Source organism: Natronohydrobacter thiooxidans, from assembly GCF_001884735.1.
GTDB lineage: Bacteria > Pseudomonadota > Alphaproteobacteria > Rhodobacterales > Rhodobacteraceae > Roseinatronobacter > Roseinatronobacter thiooxidans_A.
Map to the genome: position 1 here is coordinate 46006 of NZ_MJAP01000033.1, position 13819 is coordinate 59824.

Genomic DNA, 13819 nt, shown 5'->3' on the forward strand with positions numbered 1-13819 from the left:
CGTTGCGCCGCAATCGAGTTTGCGCGACACTTTCGCTGTCAGGAGGATGTCATGCTCTCAATCAGCCCGCGCAAGATCGTCCATATCATCTATCTCGCTCGCGAAGGGCATGCCGCCAGCGCCGAGGTCCATGCCTTCATCGACGGGCTGAACGAGGATGAACAGGCCAGCCTGACCGCCGTGGCCTGGATCGGGCGCGGTGCCTTCGAGCCCGAGGATTACGATGAGGCCGTGGCCACCGTGCTGACCGAGGCCACGATTCCGGCGGCTGACTACCTGCTTGGCATGCCGCATCTGCCGGAGAATCTGGAAAACGGGCTCGATGCGCTTGGCATTGACGTGGCGGGCGAGGAAGAGGATTTCCTGCGTCAGGGATCGTGATCTGCCGCTAGGATCTGCCGGTTTTCCATTCCGCCAGCGCCGGGTTGTCATCCCCTCCTGCGGCCTGCGCTGCCTCCGGCGCGACCACGGGCTGCGCGGCAGCTTGCGGCAGCGGCAGTTTCGTCACCCGCAGGTGATGCGCCTCGCGCGCGCCGAAATAGAAGGCGACCACCGCGCCCAGAAGCCACCAGAGCGGTTCCGGCACATGTGCCAGCGCCTGCATCCGCAGGGCAAAACCTGCCGGATCATGCATCGCATAGCCAAACAGCCCCAGAGTGCCCAGCGCCAGCAACGGGCGCGGCAGGCGGTTCAGCCCGTTCACCAGACTGTCGAACCAGCCGCCGCGCCCATATTGAAACTCGGCCGTATGGCTGGCATGGGCGGCCTTATAGGCGTCATGGCCCAGTTCCAGCGCGCGGGTGGCATTGGGGCGGAACACTTCCGCGACCGAGGTCACAGTCTGGCCCAGCGCGGTTGCATTGCGCGCGCCCCCGAAGAGAAATCCGAAAACCGATCTGATCATGCCCAGCCCCTTATGCGTGCGCGATGCTCGGCATCGCTGAGGTGAAAGCGGGGCGAGATGAATTCTTCGGCCCGCGTGATCCAGCCACCCTTGCCCCCGTCACGACGGCGCGCGAATTTGCGGCTGGCGGGGCGCTGATCGGCGAGGCGGTAGTAATAGTCGCGCCGCGCGATCCCATAGGCATCGACCAGATGTGCAGGCGCCATCTCCTGCGCGCGATGCGCCGCCGCAATCGTCTGCGGCCCGATCACCCCGTCAGCGGCGATCTGAAGTCCCATCTCTATGAACAACCGTTGCAGGATACGCACGGCATTGGCCCCGGCATTCACATACATGTCAAAAACCGTGGGCCAGAGCGGTTCGGGCAAATCGGCAATCCGCGGGCGGCGGAAATAATGCTCGATATAGATCCCGATGGCATCTTCGCGCGTGAGTGCGCGCACCTCATTCACCCCGATCTGCTGGCCGGGGCGCAGGCGACGCAATGTGTGGATGGTCACGCCGAAATTCGTGGCCCCGCCCGGATCATCGGGGTCATTCACGAAGCCGCCTTCGCGGGCGACGATCTCGGTGGCAAGCTCGCGGACGGATTTCATGGCAGACCCCTCATGGCAGCGACAGCCCGTTACTGTGCCGCGCGGGCCGGAAGATCGCGTAACCAGAGCGTGCGCTTGGTGCGGCCGCGCCGATTGCCCCCCTTTCCCCGCCGGACCCTTTGGGCTATGTGCGAAAGCCAGACCACCAAGGATGCGCGCAATGCAGTACGAACAGCCCGGCGATGTCGAGAAGAACTGGCGGGATGCCATCTCCGGCACGGAAGAGATCATCGAGGAAGCCCGCAAGGGCCGCATGTTCATTCTGGTCGATCACGAGGATCGCGAGAATGAAGGCGATCTGGTGATCCCCGCCCAGATGGCGACGCCGGAAGTGGTGAATTTCATGGCCACGCATGGCAAGGGGCTGATTTGCCTGACGCTCTCGGGCGAACGCATCGACCAGCTTGGCCTGCCGTTGATGGCATCTTCCAATTCCTCGCGCCATGAAACCGCCTTCACCGTCTCGATCGAGGCGCGCGAGGGGGTGTCGACCGGGATTTCCGCGCATGACCGCGCCCGCACGATTGCCGTGGCCATCGACGCGGGCAAGGGGGCTGCCGATATCGCGACGCCCGGCCATGTCTTTCCGCTGCGCGCGCGCGACGGCGGCGTGCTGGTGCGCGCGGGCCATACCGAAGCGGCGGTCGATATTTCACGGCTGGCAGGGCTGAACCCGTCGGGCGTGATCTGCGAGATCATGAAGGAAGACGGCTCGATGGCGCGTCTGCCCGATCTGGTGGCGTTCGCGCAGCGGCACGGGCTGAAGATCGGCACGATTTCCGACCTGATCGCCTATCGCCGTCGTCATGACAATCTGGTGCGGGTGATGAGCGAGAGCCAGATCACCTCTGCTTATGGGGGCGACTGGACGATGCGTGTCTATTCCGACACGACGCAGGGCGCCGAACATGTCGTGCTGATCAAGGGCGATATCACGACCCCGGAGCCGGTCATGGTGCGGATGCATGCGTTTGACCCGCTGCTGGACATGGTGGGAACGGCGGGGGCTGTCCGGTCTGATGAATTCGCCGATGCAATGCATCTGATCGGCGAAGAGGGGCGCGGGGTGGTCGTGCTGTTGCGCGACACGCATATGAAAATGGCTACTTCCGATGCCTCGCCGCAAACCTTGCGGCAATACGGGCTTGGGGCGCAGATCCTGTCCTCGCTGGGATTGCATGATCTGATCCTGCTCACCAATTCCGGCACACCGCGCATTGTCGGGCTCGATGGCTACGGGCTGTCGATCACCGGTACGCGCAAGATCCCTGCAAGACGAGGGGCATGAGATGGCTGCGAATGAGACACATTACACGCTTCCCCTGCCGAGCTTTGAACAGGCGCCGAAACTCCTGATCGTGGTCGCGCCCTATTACAAGGACATTGCCGATCAGCTTGTGGCGGGCGCGCGCGCCGAGATCGAGAAGGTCGGGGGCACGCATGAAACCATCGAGGTGCCCGGCGCGCTGGAAGTGCCGACCGCCATCGGGCAGGCCTTCCGCATGGCGCATTTCGACGGATTCGTGGCACTTGGCTGCGTGATCCGGGGCGAGACCACGCATTATGACACCGTGTGCAATGACAGCTCGCGTGCGATCACGCTATTGGGCTTGCAAGGCGCCTGTATCGGCAATGGTATCCTGACCGTGGAGAACCGCACGCAGGCCGAAGTGCGTGCCGAAGCGGCGGGCCAGAACAAGGGCGGCGGGGCTGCAGCGGCGGCATTGCATCTGATCGCGCTGTCGCGGCGCTGGGGCGGCGCGAAACGCTCGGTGGGCTTTCTGCCGGAGCGCGACGAGATCCAGATCGCCAGCACCAAAGGGCCCATCGCATGACTGAGACACCTCCGCGCAAGAAACGCCCCACGCAGGATGAGAGGCGCGAACGCAAGGCGGCGGCGCGGTTCTACGCGGTGCAGGCGCTGTTTCAGATGGAAGCCTCGGATGTGCCGATCGGCGAGATCACGCGCCAGTTCGAGACCCATCGCATCGGGGTGGAAACGCCCGAGGAAACCTGGGTCGAGGCCGATCTCGCGCATTTCCGCCGCCTGATCGAGATCACGGTGGACCGGCAGGCCGCGATTGACCAGTTGACGGACCGGGCGCTGGTGGCGAAATGGCCGATTGCCCGGATTGACCCGACCCTGCGCGCGCTCTTCCGTGCAGCGGGCGCCGAGATGCTGGGAGCAGAGACCCCGGCGCGGGTCGTCATCTCGCAATTCGTCGATATCACGCGCGCGTTCTTTCCCGAAGGCCGCGAGGCGAATTTCGTCAATGCGGTTCTGGACCATATGGCGCGCGAGGCCCGTGCGGCCGAGTTCTGAGCCGGGCCGATGCGGCTTGCTCTGACGCCCGAGATCTTGCTGCAAGCCTATCGGCAGGGCGTGTTTCCCATGGCCGAAAGCGCGGGGGAGGATACGCTCTATTGGTTCGACCCGTTGCAGCGCGGGATCCTGCCGCTGGACGGGTTCCGGCTGTCACGATCCCTGCGCCGACGGATACTGGCCGCGCCTTTCCGCCTGAGCCTGAACGAGGATTTCGCGGGCGTGCTGGCGGGCTGTGCGGATCGTCCCTCGACCTGGATCAATGCCGAGATTGCCGCGCAGTTCAACCTGCTGCACGCACAGGGCCATGCCCATTCGATCGAGGTCTGGGACGGCGCGGCGCTGGTCGGGGGCGTCTATGGTCTGGCGCTGGGCGGGGTGTTTTGCGGCGAAAGCATGTTCTCGCGCCGCCGCGATGCATCAAAAATCGCGCTGGCAACACTGGTCACGCATCTGCGCGGCTGCGGCTTCACGCTGTTTGATACGCAATATCTGACCGATCATCTGGCCAGCCTTGGCGGGATCGAGATCCCGCGCGCGCAGTATCGCGCCCTGCTGGAGCAGGCTCTGCGGGCGGATGCGGCCTTTGACCGCTGCCCGTTGCCGACCCCTCAGGAGGTGGTGCAGCGCAATACCCACAGATCATAGCGCGCGTGATCGAGGGCATTCAGCGCCGGGCTGGAAGCGACCATCCAGCCAGAAAAGATCATCTCATCGGCGCGCGTGTCGAAAATATCGATCCAGGCATAGGCTTCGCCTGCGGGGTTTTCGACCGGGTAGCGGCATTCTTCCAGCATGACGACCAGATGGCCGACCCGTGCTTCGCCCCCGCGCGCAAGCGTGATATCCTCGCTGGTGCCCGCGACGCGATCCAGCCCGCGCAGCACGGCACCATCGGCATTCGCGATACGGTCCGAGGCGGTGGGCACCTCTTCATCCTGTGCAAGTGCCGCGAGGCCGTTCACGCAGATCAGGGCGCAGGCCAGAAACAATCTGCGCATCGGCTATTTCCGGCGGTTGCGGCGCTGATTGCGCTGCTGAATGCGCAAGAGCTTCAGCAAAAGGCGGATCATCCGGTTCAGGTTCATTCCGGGCTCCAGGCCTCGTAATCCTTGCGCGGGGCAGGGTTTACGCGGCGGATCGAGCCTTCGGGCGCATAGGCGAGCGGCGTGCCGGTCAGGTTCTCCTGATGCGGCTTTTCCCAGGACTTGCGCGCCAGCGGGCGATCATCGGGCGTCTCGTTCCAGGTGTGATGCAGCCAGCCATGCCAGTCGGGGGAAATGCGGCTCGCCTCGGATTCGCCATTATAGATCACCCAGCGCTTCTTGCCGTCGCGCGAGCGGTAATAGACATTGCCCTGCACATCCTCGCCGACCTTGACGCCGTTGCGCCAGGTGAAGAAGGCGGTGTTCAGGGTGGAGAAATTCCACCATGTGAGAAAACGCAGCAGGAATTTCATCGCGGACTCCCTCGGGACAGCAGGCTTGGCGGGGTTATGCCGCAAGGCGCGCGCAGAATCCAGAGCCAAGGGCCGCTGTTACGGGACATTGCATGGAAAAGTGATGCAATGCGACTATCTGCACAGAAGAGTAGTCAGGAGATCCGTCATGTCCCGTTTCGAACGCCGTCCCGAGGTTATCGCGGCGCTTGACCCGATCCAGTATTATGTCACGCAAGAAAATGGCACCGAACGCCCATGGACCGGCGCGTTGAACGAGAACAAGCGCGCAGGCATCTATGTCGATATCGTCTCGGGCGAGCCGCTTTTTGCCTCTGGCGACAAATACGACTCGGGCTGTGGCTGGCCGAGTTTCACCAAACCCCTGATCGCGGAACATGTCGTCGAGAAAACCGACACCACGCATGGGATGGTGCGGGTCGAGGTGCGTTCGCGCCATGGCGACAGCCATCTGGGCCATGTTTTTCCCGACGGGCCGCCGGACCGGGGCGGGATGCGCTATTGCATCAATTCCGCCAGCCTCCGCTTCATCCCGCGCGAGGATATGGAGGCCGAGGGCTATGGCGACTGGCTGGATCAGGTCGAGGGGTGAGGCTGGACCCCACCGGGGTCAGGGCTTAGATCCTGACCGGGCAAAGCCATGAAGGAGCCACGCCATGTCGGTCGCGATCCGGTTTGAAAACAGCTATGCCGAGGAATTGCAGGGGCTTTACCTGCCCTGGCAGGGTCAGGACTGGCCCGATCCGCAGGTGCTGCTGCTGAACACGGCTCTTGCCGAACGCCTCGGCCTTGATGCGCAGGCGTTGCAGGGCGATGCAGGTGCGCAGTTGCTGACCGGGCAGGGGCTTCCCGCAAGCGCGCGCCCGCTGGCGCAAGCCTATGCGGGCCATCAGTTCGGCGGCTTCTCACCCCAGCTTGGGGATGGGCGCGCGCTGCTGCTGGGCGAGATTGTTGATCCGCAGGGCCAGCGCCACGACCTGCATCTGAAAGGCTCTGGCCGCACGCCCTTTGCACGCGGCGGCGACGGCCGGGCCGTGCTGGGGCCGGTGCTGCGCGAATACCTGATCTCAGAGGCGATGCACGCGCTGGGCGTGCCCACCACCCGCGCGCTGGCGGTCTGCACCACGGGCGACCGGGTGCTGCGCCAGAACGGGCTGGAGCCCGGCGCCGTGCTGGCGCGCACGGCCGCCAGCCATCTGCGGGTCGGCACCTTCCAGTTCTTCGCGGCGCGCGGCGAGGGCGACAAGTTGCGCCTGTTGCTGGAGTACGCGATTGCGCGCCATGACCCGGATTTGAGCGGGGCCGATGATGCGGCATTACGCTTTCTGGAGCGTGTGGGCGCGCGTCAGGCGCGGCTGGTGGCGCAATGGATGGGGCTGGGCTTTGTCCATGGGGTGATGAACACCGACAATATGACGATTTCGGGCGAAACCATCGATTATGGCCCCTGCGCTTTCATGGAGGGCTATGATCCTGCGACCGTGTTCAGTTCCATCGACCATCAGGGCCGCTATGCCTATGGCAACCAGCCCGCGATCCTCTTGTGGAACCTTGCGCGGCTGGCCGAGGCTTTGCTGGGGCTGATTGATGCGGATGAGACGCGCGCCATCGCAAGGGCAAGCGAGGTGATCGAGGCCACGCGCGCGCGCTACCGCGAGGAATGGCTGGGGGTTTTCGCGGCCAAACTGGGGTTGCGTGACCCCGATGCCGGTCTGATCGAGGCGATGCACGCGCTCTGGACCGGGCAGGGGGTGGATTTCACCTCGTTTTTCCGCGCTTTGCCGCAGGTCTTGGGGGGTGATGACAGCGCTGTGGCGGCGCTTTTCCAAGCGCCTGATCAGGCGCTGGCTGACTGGCTCAGGGACTATCGCGCGGCCTTTCTGGCGCAGGCTGGGGATGTGGCGCAGCTTGATGCGGTGAACCCGCTCTATATCCCGCGCAATCATCTGGTCGAAGCGGCGCTAGCCGCCGCCTCGGATCAGGGTGATATGGCCCCTTTCCTTGCGCTTCTGGAGCGGGTTCAGGCCCCGTTCACCGAGGTTTCGGGGGCAGATGACTATGCCCGCCCCGCCCCCGGGGATGCGCCGAAAATCGTGACCTTTTGCGGGACATGACCGGGCGGCGACCGGGGCGGAAGGCTCGGGGGGGCCACGCCGTTGAATCGCCCCCCCGCGCGTGCGGGAGTGAATGGCGAAACCACTCAAGCCTGACGATGCGCAGCGCCCCCGTGCGCGCGGGTAGGCCACTGACCGCACAATCGTCCCGTCAGCCCGCACATGATCGCGCCCGCGCGCGCGGGCACGCCATGCTGTAGCGCCGCGCTATAGATCGCGTGGGATCGCCCCTGCGCGCGTGCGGGGCACACCCAACACGCCATTCGGAAAGGACAAGCCATGAGATTGCTCCCGCGCGTGCGGGACACGAGGTCTGCCAGTGGCGCAGGGACTGCATGAAGCGGTGCGCCCCCCGCGCGCGCGGGGCGCACCGGAGTCGTTCCCCTCTGCGCAGCTTACGCATGGCTCGCCCCTCGCGCGTGCGGGGCGCACCCGAAAACCCGGGTTGCGCCTTGCCCGTCAGTTGACCGGCACCACCATGCCCTTTTCGCGCGCCAATGTGCGCATCCGGCCCTGCAGCTTCTCGAAGGCGCGGACCTCGATCTGGCGGATCCGCTCGCGGCTCACATCATAGCGCTGCGACAGATCTTCCAGCGTCACTGGCTCGTCGCTCAGGCGGCGCTGGGTCAGCACGTCGCGCTCGCGCTCATTGAGCACATCCATCGCTTCCATCAGCAATTCGCGGCGCAGTTCCAGCTCGTCGCGTTCGGCGTAATCGGCGGCCTGATCGGCATCCTCGTCTTCGAGCCAGTCCTGCCAGCTTGACGCGCCTTCCTCGCTGCCCATCGTGGCATTGAGCGAGGAATCGCTGCCCGAGAGGCGGCGGTTCATCGAGATGACCTCATCCTCGGTCACATTCAGATCCCGTGCGATCCGGGCCACATTTTCCGGGCGCATATCGCCCTCTTCCAGCGCGCCAAGCTTGGATTTCGCCTTGCGCAGGTTGAAGAACAGCTTTTTCTGCGCGCTGGTCGTGCCCAGTTTCACCAGAGACCAGGACCGCAGGATATATTCCTGAATCGATGCCCGGATCCACCACATCGCATAGGTGGCCAGCCGGAATCCCTTGTCCGGGTCAAAGCGTTTGACCGCCTGCATCAGCCCGACATTGGCTTCCGAGATCACCTCGGCCTGCGGCAGGCCGTAGCCGCGATAGCCCATCGCGATCTTGGCGGCGAGGCGCAGATGCGATGTCACCAGCTTATGCGCGGCATCCGTGTCCTGATGGTCGACCCAGCGCTTGGCCAGCATGAATTCCTCTTCCGGTTCCAGCATGGGGAAGCGGCGGATTTCCTGCATATAGCGGTTCAGACCCTGTTCGGGGCTGGGGGCTGGAAGATTGGCATAGCTGCTCATAAAAACATCCTGTCCAAAGGGCCGACATTTGCAGATAGGAACGCGATCCTGCGCCTGCAACCCTGCCTTAGCATTGTTTTCCTAACACTCTCTATACGCAGAGCATCGGGTTTCCGCCGCAGGCCTCACTCGATTGTGTCGCGCTGTGATCCGCGCAGACTGTCCACCAGCCCGGCCATATCCGTGGGCAGGGGGGCTGCGAAATCGAGCGCCGCGCCCGTCACCGGATGGACAAAACCCAGCGTCGCCGCATGCAGCGCCTGCCGCGTGAAACCCGCGCAGGCGGCCACGCCTGCGGCCCCGAGCGCGCGTTCCGAAAGTTTCCGCCGCCCGCCATAGACCGGATCACCGACCAGCCCATGGCCTGCATGCGCCAGATGCACCCGGATCTGATGCGTGCGCCCGGTCTCCAGCCAGCATTCCAGCAGCGCCACGGCAGGGGGCGTGCCGAAAGCCTCGATCACCCGCGCGCGGGTCACGGCATGGCGGCCATTTTGCCAGACCACCGCCTGTTTCTGCCGGTCGCTTTTGCTGCGGGCCAGCTGGCTCTGGATTTTCAGGATATTGCCCTGCTCGAAACTCGTGCCCTTCACGCCGCGCAGGCGCGGGTCATTGGCGTCCGGCACCCCGTAGCAGACCGCCAAATAACGGCGCATGACGCTATGGGCCTCGAATTGCGCGGCCAGCCCCTGATGCGCGCGATCCGATTTCGCCACCACCAGCAGCCCCGAGGTTTCCTTGTCGATCCGGTGCACGATGCCGGGGCGTTTCTCGCCGCCAATGCCTGACAGGCTGTCGCCGCAATGGTGCAACAGCGCATTGACCAGCGTCTGATCGGGGCTGCCGGGGGCCGGGTGCACGACCATGCCCGCAGGCTTGTTCAGCACGATCAGATCCGCATCCTCCCAGACGATTTCGAGCGCGATCTCCTGCGCGCGGGTCTCGACCGGGGCCGCTTCGCGTATGCGGATCACCAGCGCATCGCCTTCGGCGACTTTCGCGCGCGGGTCAGTCAGTGCCGCGCCCGCGCGCAGGACCGCGCCTTCCTCGATCAGCCTCGACAGGCGCGAGCGGGACAGGCCCAGCCCCTCTGGCACATCGCGCGCAAGCGCCTTATCAAGCCGGGCAGGGGGCTCTGGCCCGATGATGACCGTGATTTCGCTGAAAGGTGCCTCAGACATGACGATGCCCCCGGATCTGCCGCCCCCCGAAGTCCGCCTGATCAAGCGGCTGGTCGTGGTGCTGACAAGCGTGATGATTCTGGGCCTGATAGTCATTGTCGGCCTGCTTGTCACCCGTCTGGGGCTGGCACCGGCTCCACTGGCGCTGCCCGACAGCGTGTCCTTGCCCGAAGGGGCGCGGGTCGAGGCGATGACCCTCTCCGAGCGCTGGGTCATCGTGGTGACGCAGGAAGGGGAGGCGCTGTTTTATGACCGTGCCAGCGGCAGGCTGCGTCATCGCATCACGCTTGCGGTGGAGTGAGGGCGCGGCATCGCGACCGGATGCGGGGCAGGGCCGCAACCCTTGCGTGCTGCAGGGCCATTATAACATCTTCTTGATTGTGCCATGCGCTTCTGTCACCTAGCGCGGCGAGATTTCGAATCTTTTCATTGCAAAGCAAGGACTAGGACATGGACAAAACCCAATTTCCCGTAAAGTTTCACGGCACGGCCAGAGAGTATTTTGGCATCTGGATTGTCAATCTGCTGCTGTCGATTGTCACCCTGGGCATCTACTCGGCCTGGGCCAAGGTGCGCACCAACAAGTATTTCTACCAGAATACCGAGATTGGCGGGCGGCGGTTTGACTATCACGCCACGGGCGGGCAGATCCTGATCGGACGCATCATCATCGTCCTTGGCTTTATTGCCGTGCAGATCCTGGCGCTGGTTCCCATCGCGCTGGCCGTGGTCATGGTAGCGTTTATCTTTGTCTTTCCCTGGCTTCTGGTGCGCTCGCTGCGTTTCAATGCGCGGGTTACATCCTGGTCGAATGTGCGCTTCAATTTCCATGGCAAGACCGGGGGCGCGTTTCTGGTCTATCTGCTCTATCCGTTTCTGGTGATCTTCACGCTGTTTCTGGCCTGGCCTTTCGTGGATCGCGCGCGGCGCAAATATGCCATCGGCCATCACAGCCTTGGCCAGTCGCGCTTCACGCTGGATGCCGGGATCGGACAATTTTACGGCGCCTTTTTCGCCTTTCTCGGGATCGTGCTGATCGTGCTGGCGCTGAGCCTTGCCAGCGCGCTGCCGGTCCTGCTGGCGCTGGTCAGTGACATTCGCCTGCTGGAGAATGACGCCTTTCTTCTGGGCAATATGATGCTGATCGTGCAGGCCTATATCGGGGTGATTGCGGCTTTCGTCATCGCGGGGATCGTCTATGCCGCGATCATCCGCAATATCCTGTTCGGGGCGACATGGATCGAGGGCGGGCACCGGTTGCGCTCGACAGTCTCTATTCCGCGCTATGTCTGGATTTCCCTGACCAATGCGCTGGCGATCATCCTGACGCTGGGGCTGATGCTGCCCTGGGCCAAGGTGCGCATGGCGCGCTATCTGGCGGATCAGACTGAAGTGATCGTGAATGGTGATCTGGATGATTTCATCGGAGATATCATTCCCGAAGGTGGCGCATTCGGCGATGCCTATACGGATCTGGAGGCCATCGACGTCGGGCTGCCAGTTTGAACGGGATGTGCTTTTGTCCAGAGATCTGACACTCCCCGCGCGCGCAAGGATTTCCGGCAAGCTGATGCTGCCGGGAAGCTCGCGCATGATCGACGCGGTGCTGTACACGGCACCGGGGCAGTTCACGGTGACAGATGACAGCGAGACGGTGCGGGCCTCGGGCGATCTGGCGCAACTGCGCTTCGAGACCCCGATCGGGCGCGCGCCGCGTCGGGTCACCTTGCCCGATGGCGCGCTCTTCGAGACCAGCGAGCATGCCGCGCTGGATGCGCTCAACCCCTCGCGCGGCGCCAAGGGGTTGCACGGGGCCGAAGCTTTCCGCCCGCGTTTGATCGGTTTTGTCGCCCTGACACTGCTGGCCGCTTTCGTGGTCTGGCGCTACGGGCTGGCGCTGCTGGTCAGTGCTGCGGTCTGGATCACGCCGCCGCAATTCGCCCGTGTGATTGATGATCAGACATTGGCGGTGTTCGACCGTGTGATGTTGCAGCCGACGACGCTGGACGCGGCCGAGCAAGCCCGGCTGCAGGCGGATTTCGTCCGTCTTGCCGAGGCTCTCGCCGCTTCCGAGGCGCATACCCCCCTGCGGCTGGAATTCCGCTCTGGCCCGATCGGACCGAACGCTTTCGCCATGCCCGGCGGCACGGTCATCCTGACCGATGATCTGGTGCGGCTAGCCGATGATCCCGACATGGTGGCGGGCGTCATGGGCCATGAGATCGGCCATGTCACCCATCGTCACAGCCTGCGTCAGATCTACCGCGCGCTGGGGATTGCCACGCTGGTGGGGTTTCTGGCGGGCGAAACCGGCCCGGTCCTTGAAGCGATCCTGCTCGAAGGCAACCTGCTGCTGCAACTGGCCTATTCGCGCGAGCATGAATTCGAGGCCGATGCTTTTGCCGTCGAGATCACCCATCGCGCGGGCTTTGACCCCGAAGGCATGATCCGGTTTTTCGAGCATCTGACCGAGATGGGGCTGGTGGATCCGATGCCGTCCTGGGGCAGCACCCATCCGCCGCATGATGAACGCGTGGCAGCGATTCGGGCGCAGATTGCGGCGCTTCCCGCCCGGTAGCCGGGGGGCTGTCTGCGCAGGAGCGAGGACATCCAGTGACCGGTTTGAGCGCATTGCTGGTGATCATTCAGAAGCCCCGCGCGGAATCAAGGCCGCAGGCCGCCGCGCAGCGCCCGACCGCCCCACTGGGCGGGCGCTTTTCACCGTCGCGCGTCTCGATACCGCCCGAATTTGCCGCACCATAAACTGCCAGCCAGAACCGGCAGGAGCGCCCACCCGCGGTTGGGCGCCGCGCGGCGGTGCAATCCCGGACCGAACCTGCGCCCGCTGGGGGTGTATTCAGGGCCGTCCCCTTTGTCCCATTCCGCAGCCCTCATCCCCAATGACTTATTGCGCAGTGGAAGGTTGTGTCTGGGGGCGAAAACTGGCTTTCTTGCACCCAAACAGGGAGGATCGCCTATGGCACGCACAGTCACCACAACACTCGGCACCGCGCAGGTCAGCATCATCACGGATGGGGCGGTGACCTTTACCCCCGATCTGTTTCCTGAAACCTCCGAATCCCATATCGACGCCCTGCGCGGCGATGCGCCCATCGAGACGAATTTCAACGCGGTCCTGATCCGCAACGGGGGGCGCGTGATCCTCGCCGATGCAGGGCCACGCGATCTCTTCGGCCCGACTTGCGGCTTTCTGCCCGAGGGGCTGGCGGAACTGGGCGTCAAACCCGAAGAGGTGGACACGCTTCTGGCCACCCATCTGCACCCGGACCATGTGGCGGGCATGATCACTTCTGACGGGCAGGCGGTCTTTCCCAATGCCACGCTGCATGTGGCGCAGGCGGACCGCGCCTTCTGGTCGGAAGATGCGAATTTTACCGGGGCGCTCTCGGGCATCGCCGATTGGGCGAAACTGGCGCAGGCGGTGCTGGCCGCCTATGGCGACCGGCTGGAGATCCTGTCGGAGGGGCAGGAGGCCGCGCCGGGGCTGAGCGGCTTCGCGTTGCCGGGGCACACGCCGGGGCATTCCGGCTGGCGGCTGGACAGTGACGGCGCGAGCCTGATCCATGTCGGCGATATCGTCCACGCCCCCGCGCTGCAGATCCCCGACCCCGAAGTGGGGATCAGCTTCGATATCGACATGGCAACCGCCCGCCTCACCCGCAAGCGCCTGCTGGATCAACTGGCCAGCGACGGCACGCTCTTCACCGGCGGGCATTTCCTGCAGCCGGCCTTCAACCGGGTGACGCGCAAGGGCGCGGGCTACGCGCTGGAGCCGGGCCGTTAATCGCCCGGCATCCAGATCCCATCGGGGGAAAGGGGGATCAGTCACAGGTCGGTCAAAGCAACGCGCCTGACGAGGCTCCGC

The 13819-nt window shown here is 64.4% G+C and carries 17 protein-coding genes; 11 read left to right on the plus strand and 6 right to left on the minus strand.

Annotated elements, in window-relative coordinates:
• Window positions 1–51: 51 nt before the first annotated feature.
• Entirely contained in the window at window positions 52–381 is a 330-nt protein-coding gene (locus BG457_RS14095) for a DUF3775 domain-containing protein (RefSeq protein ID WP_071797822.1), read from the plus strand.
• Window positions 382–388: 7 nt separating this feature from the next.
• On the opposite strand, the gene BG457_RS14100 is transcribed toward BG457_RS14095, so the two are convergent.
• Together BG457_RS14100 and BG457_RS14105 are read right to left on the minus strand one after the other, a co-directional pair.
• Window positions 389–904 carry a holin family protein gene (locus tag BG457_RS14100; protein WP_071797823.1) on the minus strand — a complete coding sequence of 172 codons (516 nt, stop codon included), beginning with the start codon at window positions 902–904 and terminating at the stop codon, window positions 389–391.
• On the minus strand, window positions 901–1500 hold the full coding sequence (locus BG457_RS14105; protein ID WP_071797824.1) for a holin-associated N-acetylmuramidase: 600 nt from the start codon (window positions 1498–1500) through the stop codon (window positions 901–903). Before BG457_RS14105 ends, BG457_RS14100 begins: the two co-directional genes overlap by 4 nt.
• Before the next feature lie 160 nt (window positions 1501–1660).
• Between BG457_RS14105 and ribB the strand changes: the two genes are divergently transcribed.
• From ribB to aat, 4 genes are read left to right on the plus strand one after another with little or no spacing between them, the layout of a single operon-like run.
• Window positions 1661–2788 (plus strand): 3,4-dihydroxy-2-butanone-4-phosphate synthase, encoded by a 1128-nt coding sequence (ribB, locus tag BG457_RS14110; protein ID WP_175546804.1) that lies wholly within the window; start codon window positions 1661–1663, stop codon window positions 2786–2788.
• Between the two features lies 1 nt (window position 2789).
• Entirely contained in the window at window positions 2790–3335 is a 546-nt protein-coding gene (locus BG457_RS14115) for a 6,7-dimethyl-8-ribityllumazine synthase (protein WP_071797826.1), read from the plus strand.
• Window positions 3332–3823 carry a transcription antitermination factor NusB gene (gene nusB, locus BG457_RS14120; protein WP_071797827.1) on the plus strand — a complete coding sequence of 164 codons (492 nt, stop codon included), beginning with the start codon at window positions 3332–3334 and terminating at the stop codon, window positions 3821–3823. Before BG457_RS14115 ends, nusB begins: the two co-directional genes overlap by 4 nt.
• Window positions 3824–3832: 9 nt before the next feature.
• A complete protein-coding gene (gene aat / locus BG457_RS14125) occupies window positions 3833–4471 on the plus strand; it encodes a leucyl/phenylalanyl-tRNA--protein transferase (RefSeq protein ID WP_071797828.1) in 639 nt (212 codons plus the stop codon).
• Here the strand turns inward: aat and BG457_RS14130 are convergent.
• Window positions 4435–4824 (minus strand): DUF2155 domain-containing protein, encoded by a 390-nt coding sequence (locus BG457_RS14130; protein ID WP_071797829.1) that lies wholly within the window; start codon window positions 4822–4824, stop codon window positions 4435–4437. The genes aat and BG457_RS14130 overlap by 37 nt on opposite strands.
• Before the next feature lie 83 nt (window positions 4825–4907).
• Window positions 4908–5282, minus strand: coding sequence for an NADH:ubiquinone oxidoreductase subunit NDUFA12 (locus tag BG457_RS14135; protein WP_071797830.1), 375 nt, complete (start codon window positions 5280–5282; stop codon window positions 4908–4910).
• A gap of 148 nt (window positions 5283–5430) precedes the next feature.
• Between BG457_RS14135 and msrB the strand changes: the two genes are divergently transcribed.
• Together msrB and BG457_RS14145 are read left to right on the plus strand one after the other, a co-directional pair.
• Window positions 5431–5874: a peptide-methionine (R)-S-oxide reductase MsrB gene (msrB, locus tag BG457_RS14140; RefSeq protein WP_071797831.1), complete on the plus strand. Its 444-nt coding sequence runs from the start codon at window positions 5431–5433 to the stop codon at window positions 5872–5874.
• A gap of 64 nt (window positions 5875–5938) precedes the next feature.
• Window positions 5939–7396 carry a protein adenylyltransferase SelO gene (locus BG457_RS14145; protein ID WP_071797832.1) on the plus strand — a complete coding sequence of 486 codons (1458 nt, stop codon included), beginning with the start codon at window positions 5939–5941 and terminating at the stop codon, window positions 7394–7396.
• Between the two features lie 459 nt (window positions 7397–7855).
• Here the strand turns inward: BG457_RS14145 and rpoH are convergent, their stop codons facing one another.
• Together rpoH and BG457_RS14155 are read right to left on the minus strand one after the other, a co-directional pair.
• On the minus strand, window positions 7856–8752 hold the full coding sequence (gene rpoH, locus BG457_RS14150; protein WP_071797833.1) for an RNA polymerase sigma factor RpoH: 897 nt from the start codon (window positions 8750–8752) through the stop codon (window positions 7856–7858).
• 125 nt (window positions 8753–8877) lie between these two features.
• Window positions 8878–9933: an RluA family pseudouridine synthase gene (locus BG457_RS14155; RefSeq protein ID WP_071797834.1), complete on the minus strand. Its 1056-nt coding sequence runs from the start codon at window positions 9931–9933 to the stop codon at window positions 8878–8880.
• Here BG457_RS14155 and BG457_RS14160 point away from each other — a divergent pair.
• From BG457_RS14160 to BG457_RS14175, 4 genes are all read left to right on the plus strand, one after another.
• The gene (locus BG457_RS14160) at window positions 9932–10234 is read left to right on the plus strand and encodes a DUF6476 family protein (protein ID WP_071797835.1); all 303 of its coding nucleotides are present in this window, start codon (window positions 9932–9934) and stop codon (window positions 10232–10234) included. The genes BG457_RS14155 and BG457_RS14160 overlap by 2 nt on opposite strands.
• A gap of 149 nt (window positions 10235–10383) precedes the next feature.
• Window positions 10384–11439 carry a YjgN family protein gene (locus tag BG457_RS14165; protein WP_084657648.1) on the plus strand — a complete coding sequence of 352 codons (1056 nt, stop codon included), beginning with the start codon at window positions 10384–10386 and terminating at the stop codon, window positions 11437–11439.
• A gap of 13 nt (window positions 11440–11452) precedes the next feature.
• Entirely contained in the window at window positions 11453–12511 is a 1059-nt protein-coding gene (locus tag BG457_RS14170) for a M48 family metallopeptidase (RefSeq protein WP_175546805.1), read from the plus strand.
• Window positions 12512–12910: 399 nt separating this feature from the next.
• Window positions 12911–13738 carry an MBL fold metallo-hydrolase gene (locus BG457_RS14175; protein WP_071797837.1) on the plus strand — a complete coding sequence of 276 codons (828 nt, stop codon included), beginning with the start codon at window positions 12911–12913 and terminating at the stop codon, window positions 13736–13738.
• The last annotated feature ends 81 nt before the right edge of the window (window positions 13739–13819 follow it).

Bases quoted from the DNA above. Each gene is read 5' to 3' on its own strand.
- BG457_RS14095 (WP_071797822.1), top strand. From the start codon at position 52: ATGCTCTCAATCAGCCCGCGCAAGATCGTCCATATCATCTATCTCGCT.
- BG457_RS14100 (WP_071797823.1), bottom strand. From the start codon at position 904: ATGATCAGATCGGTTTTCGGATTTCTCTTCGGGGGCGCGCGCAATGCA.
- BG457_RS14105 (WP_071797824.1), bottom strand. From the start codon at position 1,500: ATGAAATCCGTCCGCGAGCTTGCCACCGAGATCGTCGCCCGCGAAGGC.
- ribB (WP_175546804.1), top strand. From the start codon at position 1,661: ATGCAGTACGAACAGCCCGGCGATGTCGAGAAGAACTGGCGGGATGCC.
- BG457_RS14115 (WP_071797826.1), top strand. From the start codon at position 2,790: ATGGCTGCGAATGAGACACATTACACGCTTCCCCTGCCGAGCTTTGAA.
- nusB (WP_071797827.1), top strand. From the start codon at position 3,332: ATGACTGAGACACCTCCGCGCAAGAAACGCCCCACGCAGGATGAGAGG.
- aat (WP_071797828.1), top strand. From the start codon at position 3,833: ATGCGGCTTGCTCTGACGCCCGAGATCTTGCTGCAAGCCTATCGGCAG.
- BG457_RS14130 (WP_071797829.1), bottom strand. From the start codon at position 4,824: ATGCGCAGATTGTTTCTGGCCTGCGCCCTGATCTGCGTGAACGGCCTC.
- BG457_RS14135 (WP_071797830.1), bottom strand. From the start codon at position 5,282: ATGAAATTCCTGCTGCGTTTTCTCACATGGTGGAATTTCTCCACCCTG.
- msrB (WP_071797831.1), top strand. From the start codon at position 5,431: ATGTCCCGTTTCGAACGCCGTCCCGAGGTTATCGCGGCGCTTGACCCG.
- BG457_RS14145 (WP_071797832.1), top strand. From the start codon at position 5,939: ATGTCGGTCGCGATCCGGTTTGAAAACAGCTATGCCGAGGAATTGCAG.
- rpoH (WP_071797833.1), bottom strand. From the start codon at position 8,752: ATGAGCAGCTATGCCAATCTTCCAGCCCCCAGCCCCGAACAGGGTCTG.
- BG457_RS14160 (WP_071797835.1), top strand. From the start codon at position 9,932: ATGACGATGCCCCCGGATCTGCCGCCCCCCGAAGTCCGCCTGATCAAG.
- BG457_RS14155 (WP_071797834.1), bottom strand. From the start codon at position 9,933: ATGTCTGAGGCACCTTTCAGCGAAATCACGGTCATCATCGGGCCAGAG.
- BG457_RS14165 (WP_084657648.1), top strand. From the start codon at position 10,384: ATGGACAAAACCCAATTTCCCGTAAAGTTTCACGGCACGGCCAGAGAG.
- BG457_RS14175 (WP_071797837.1), top strand. From the start codon at position 12,911: ATGGCACGCACAGTCACCACAACACTCGGCACCGCGCAGGTCAGCATC.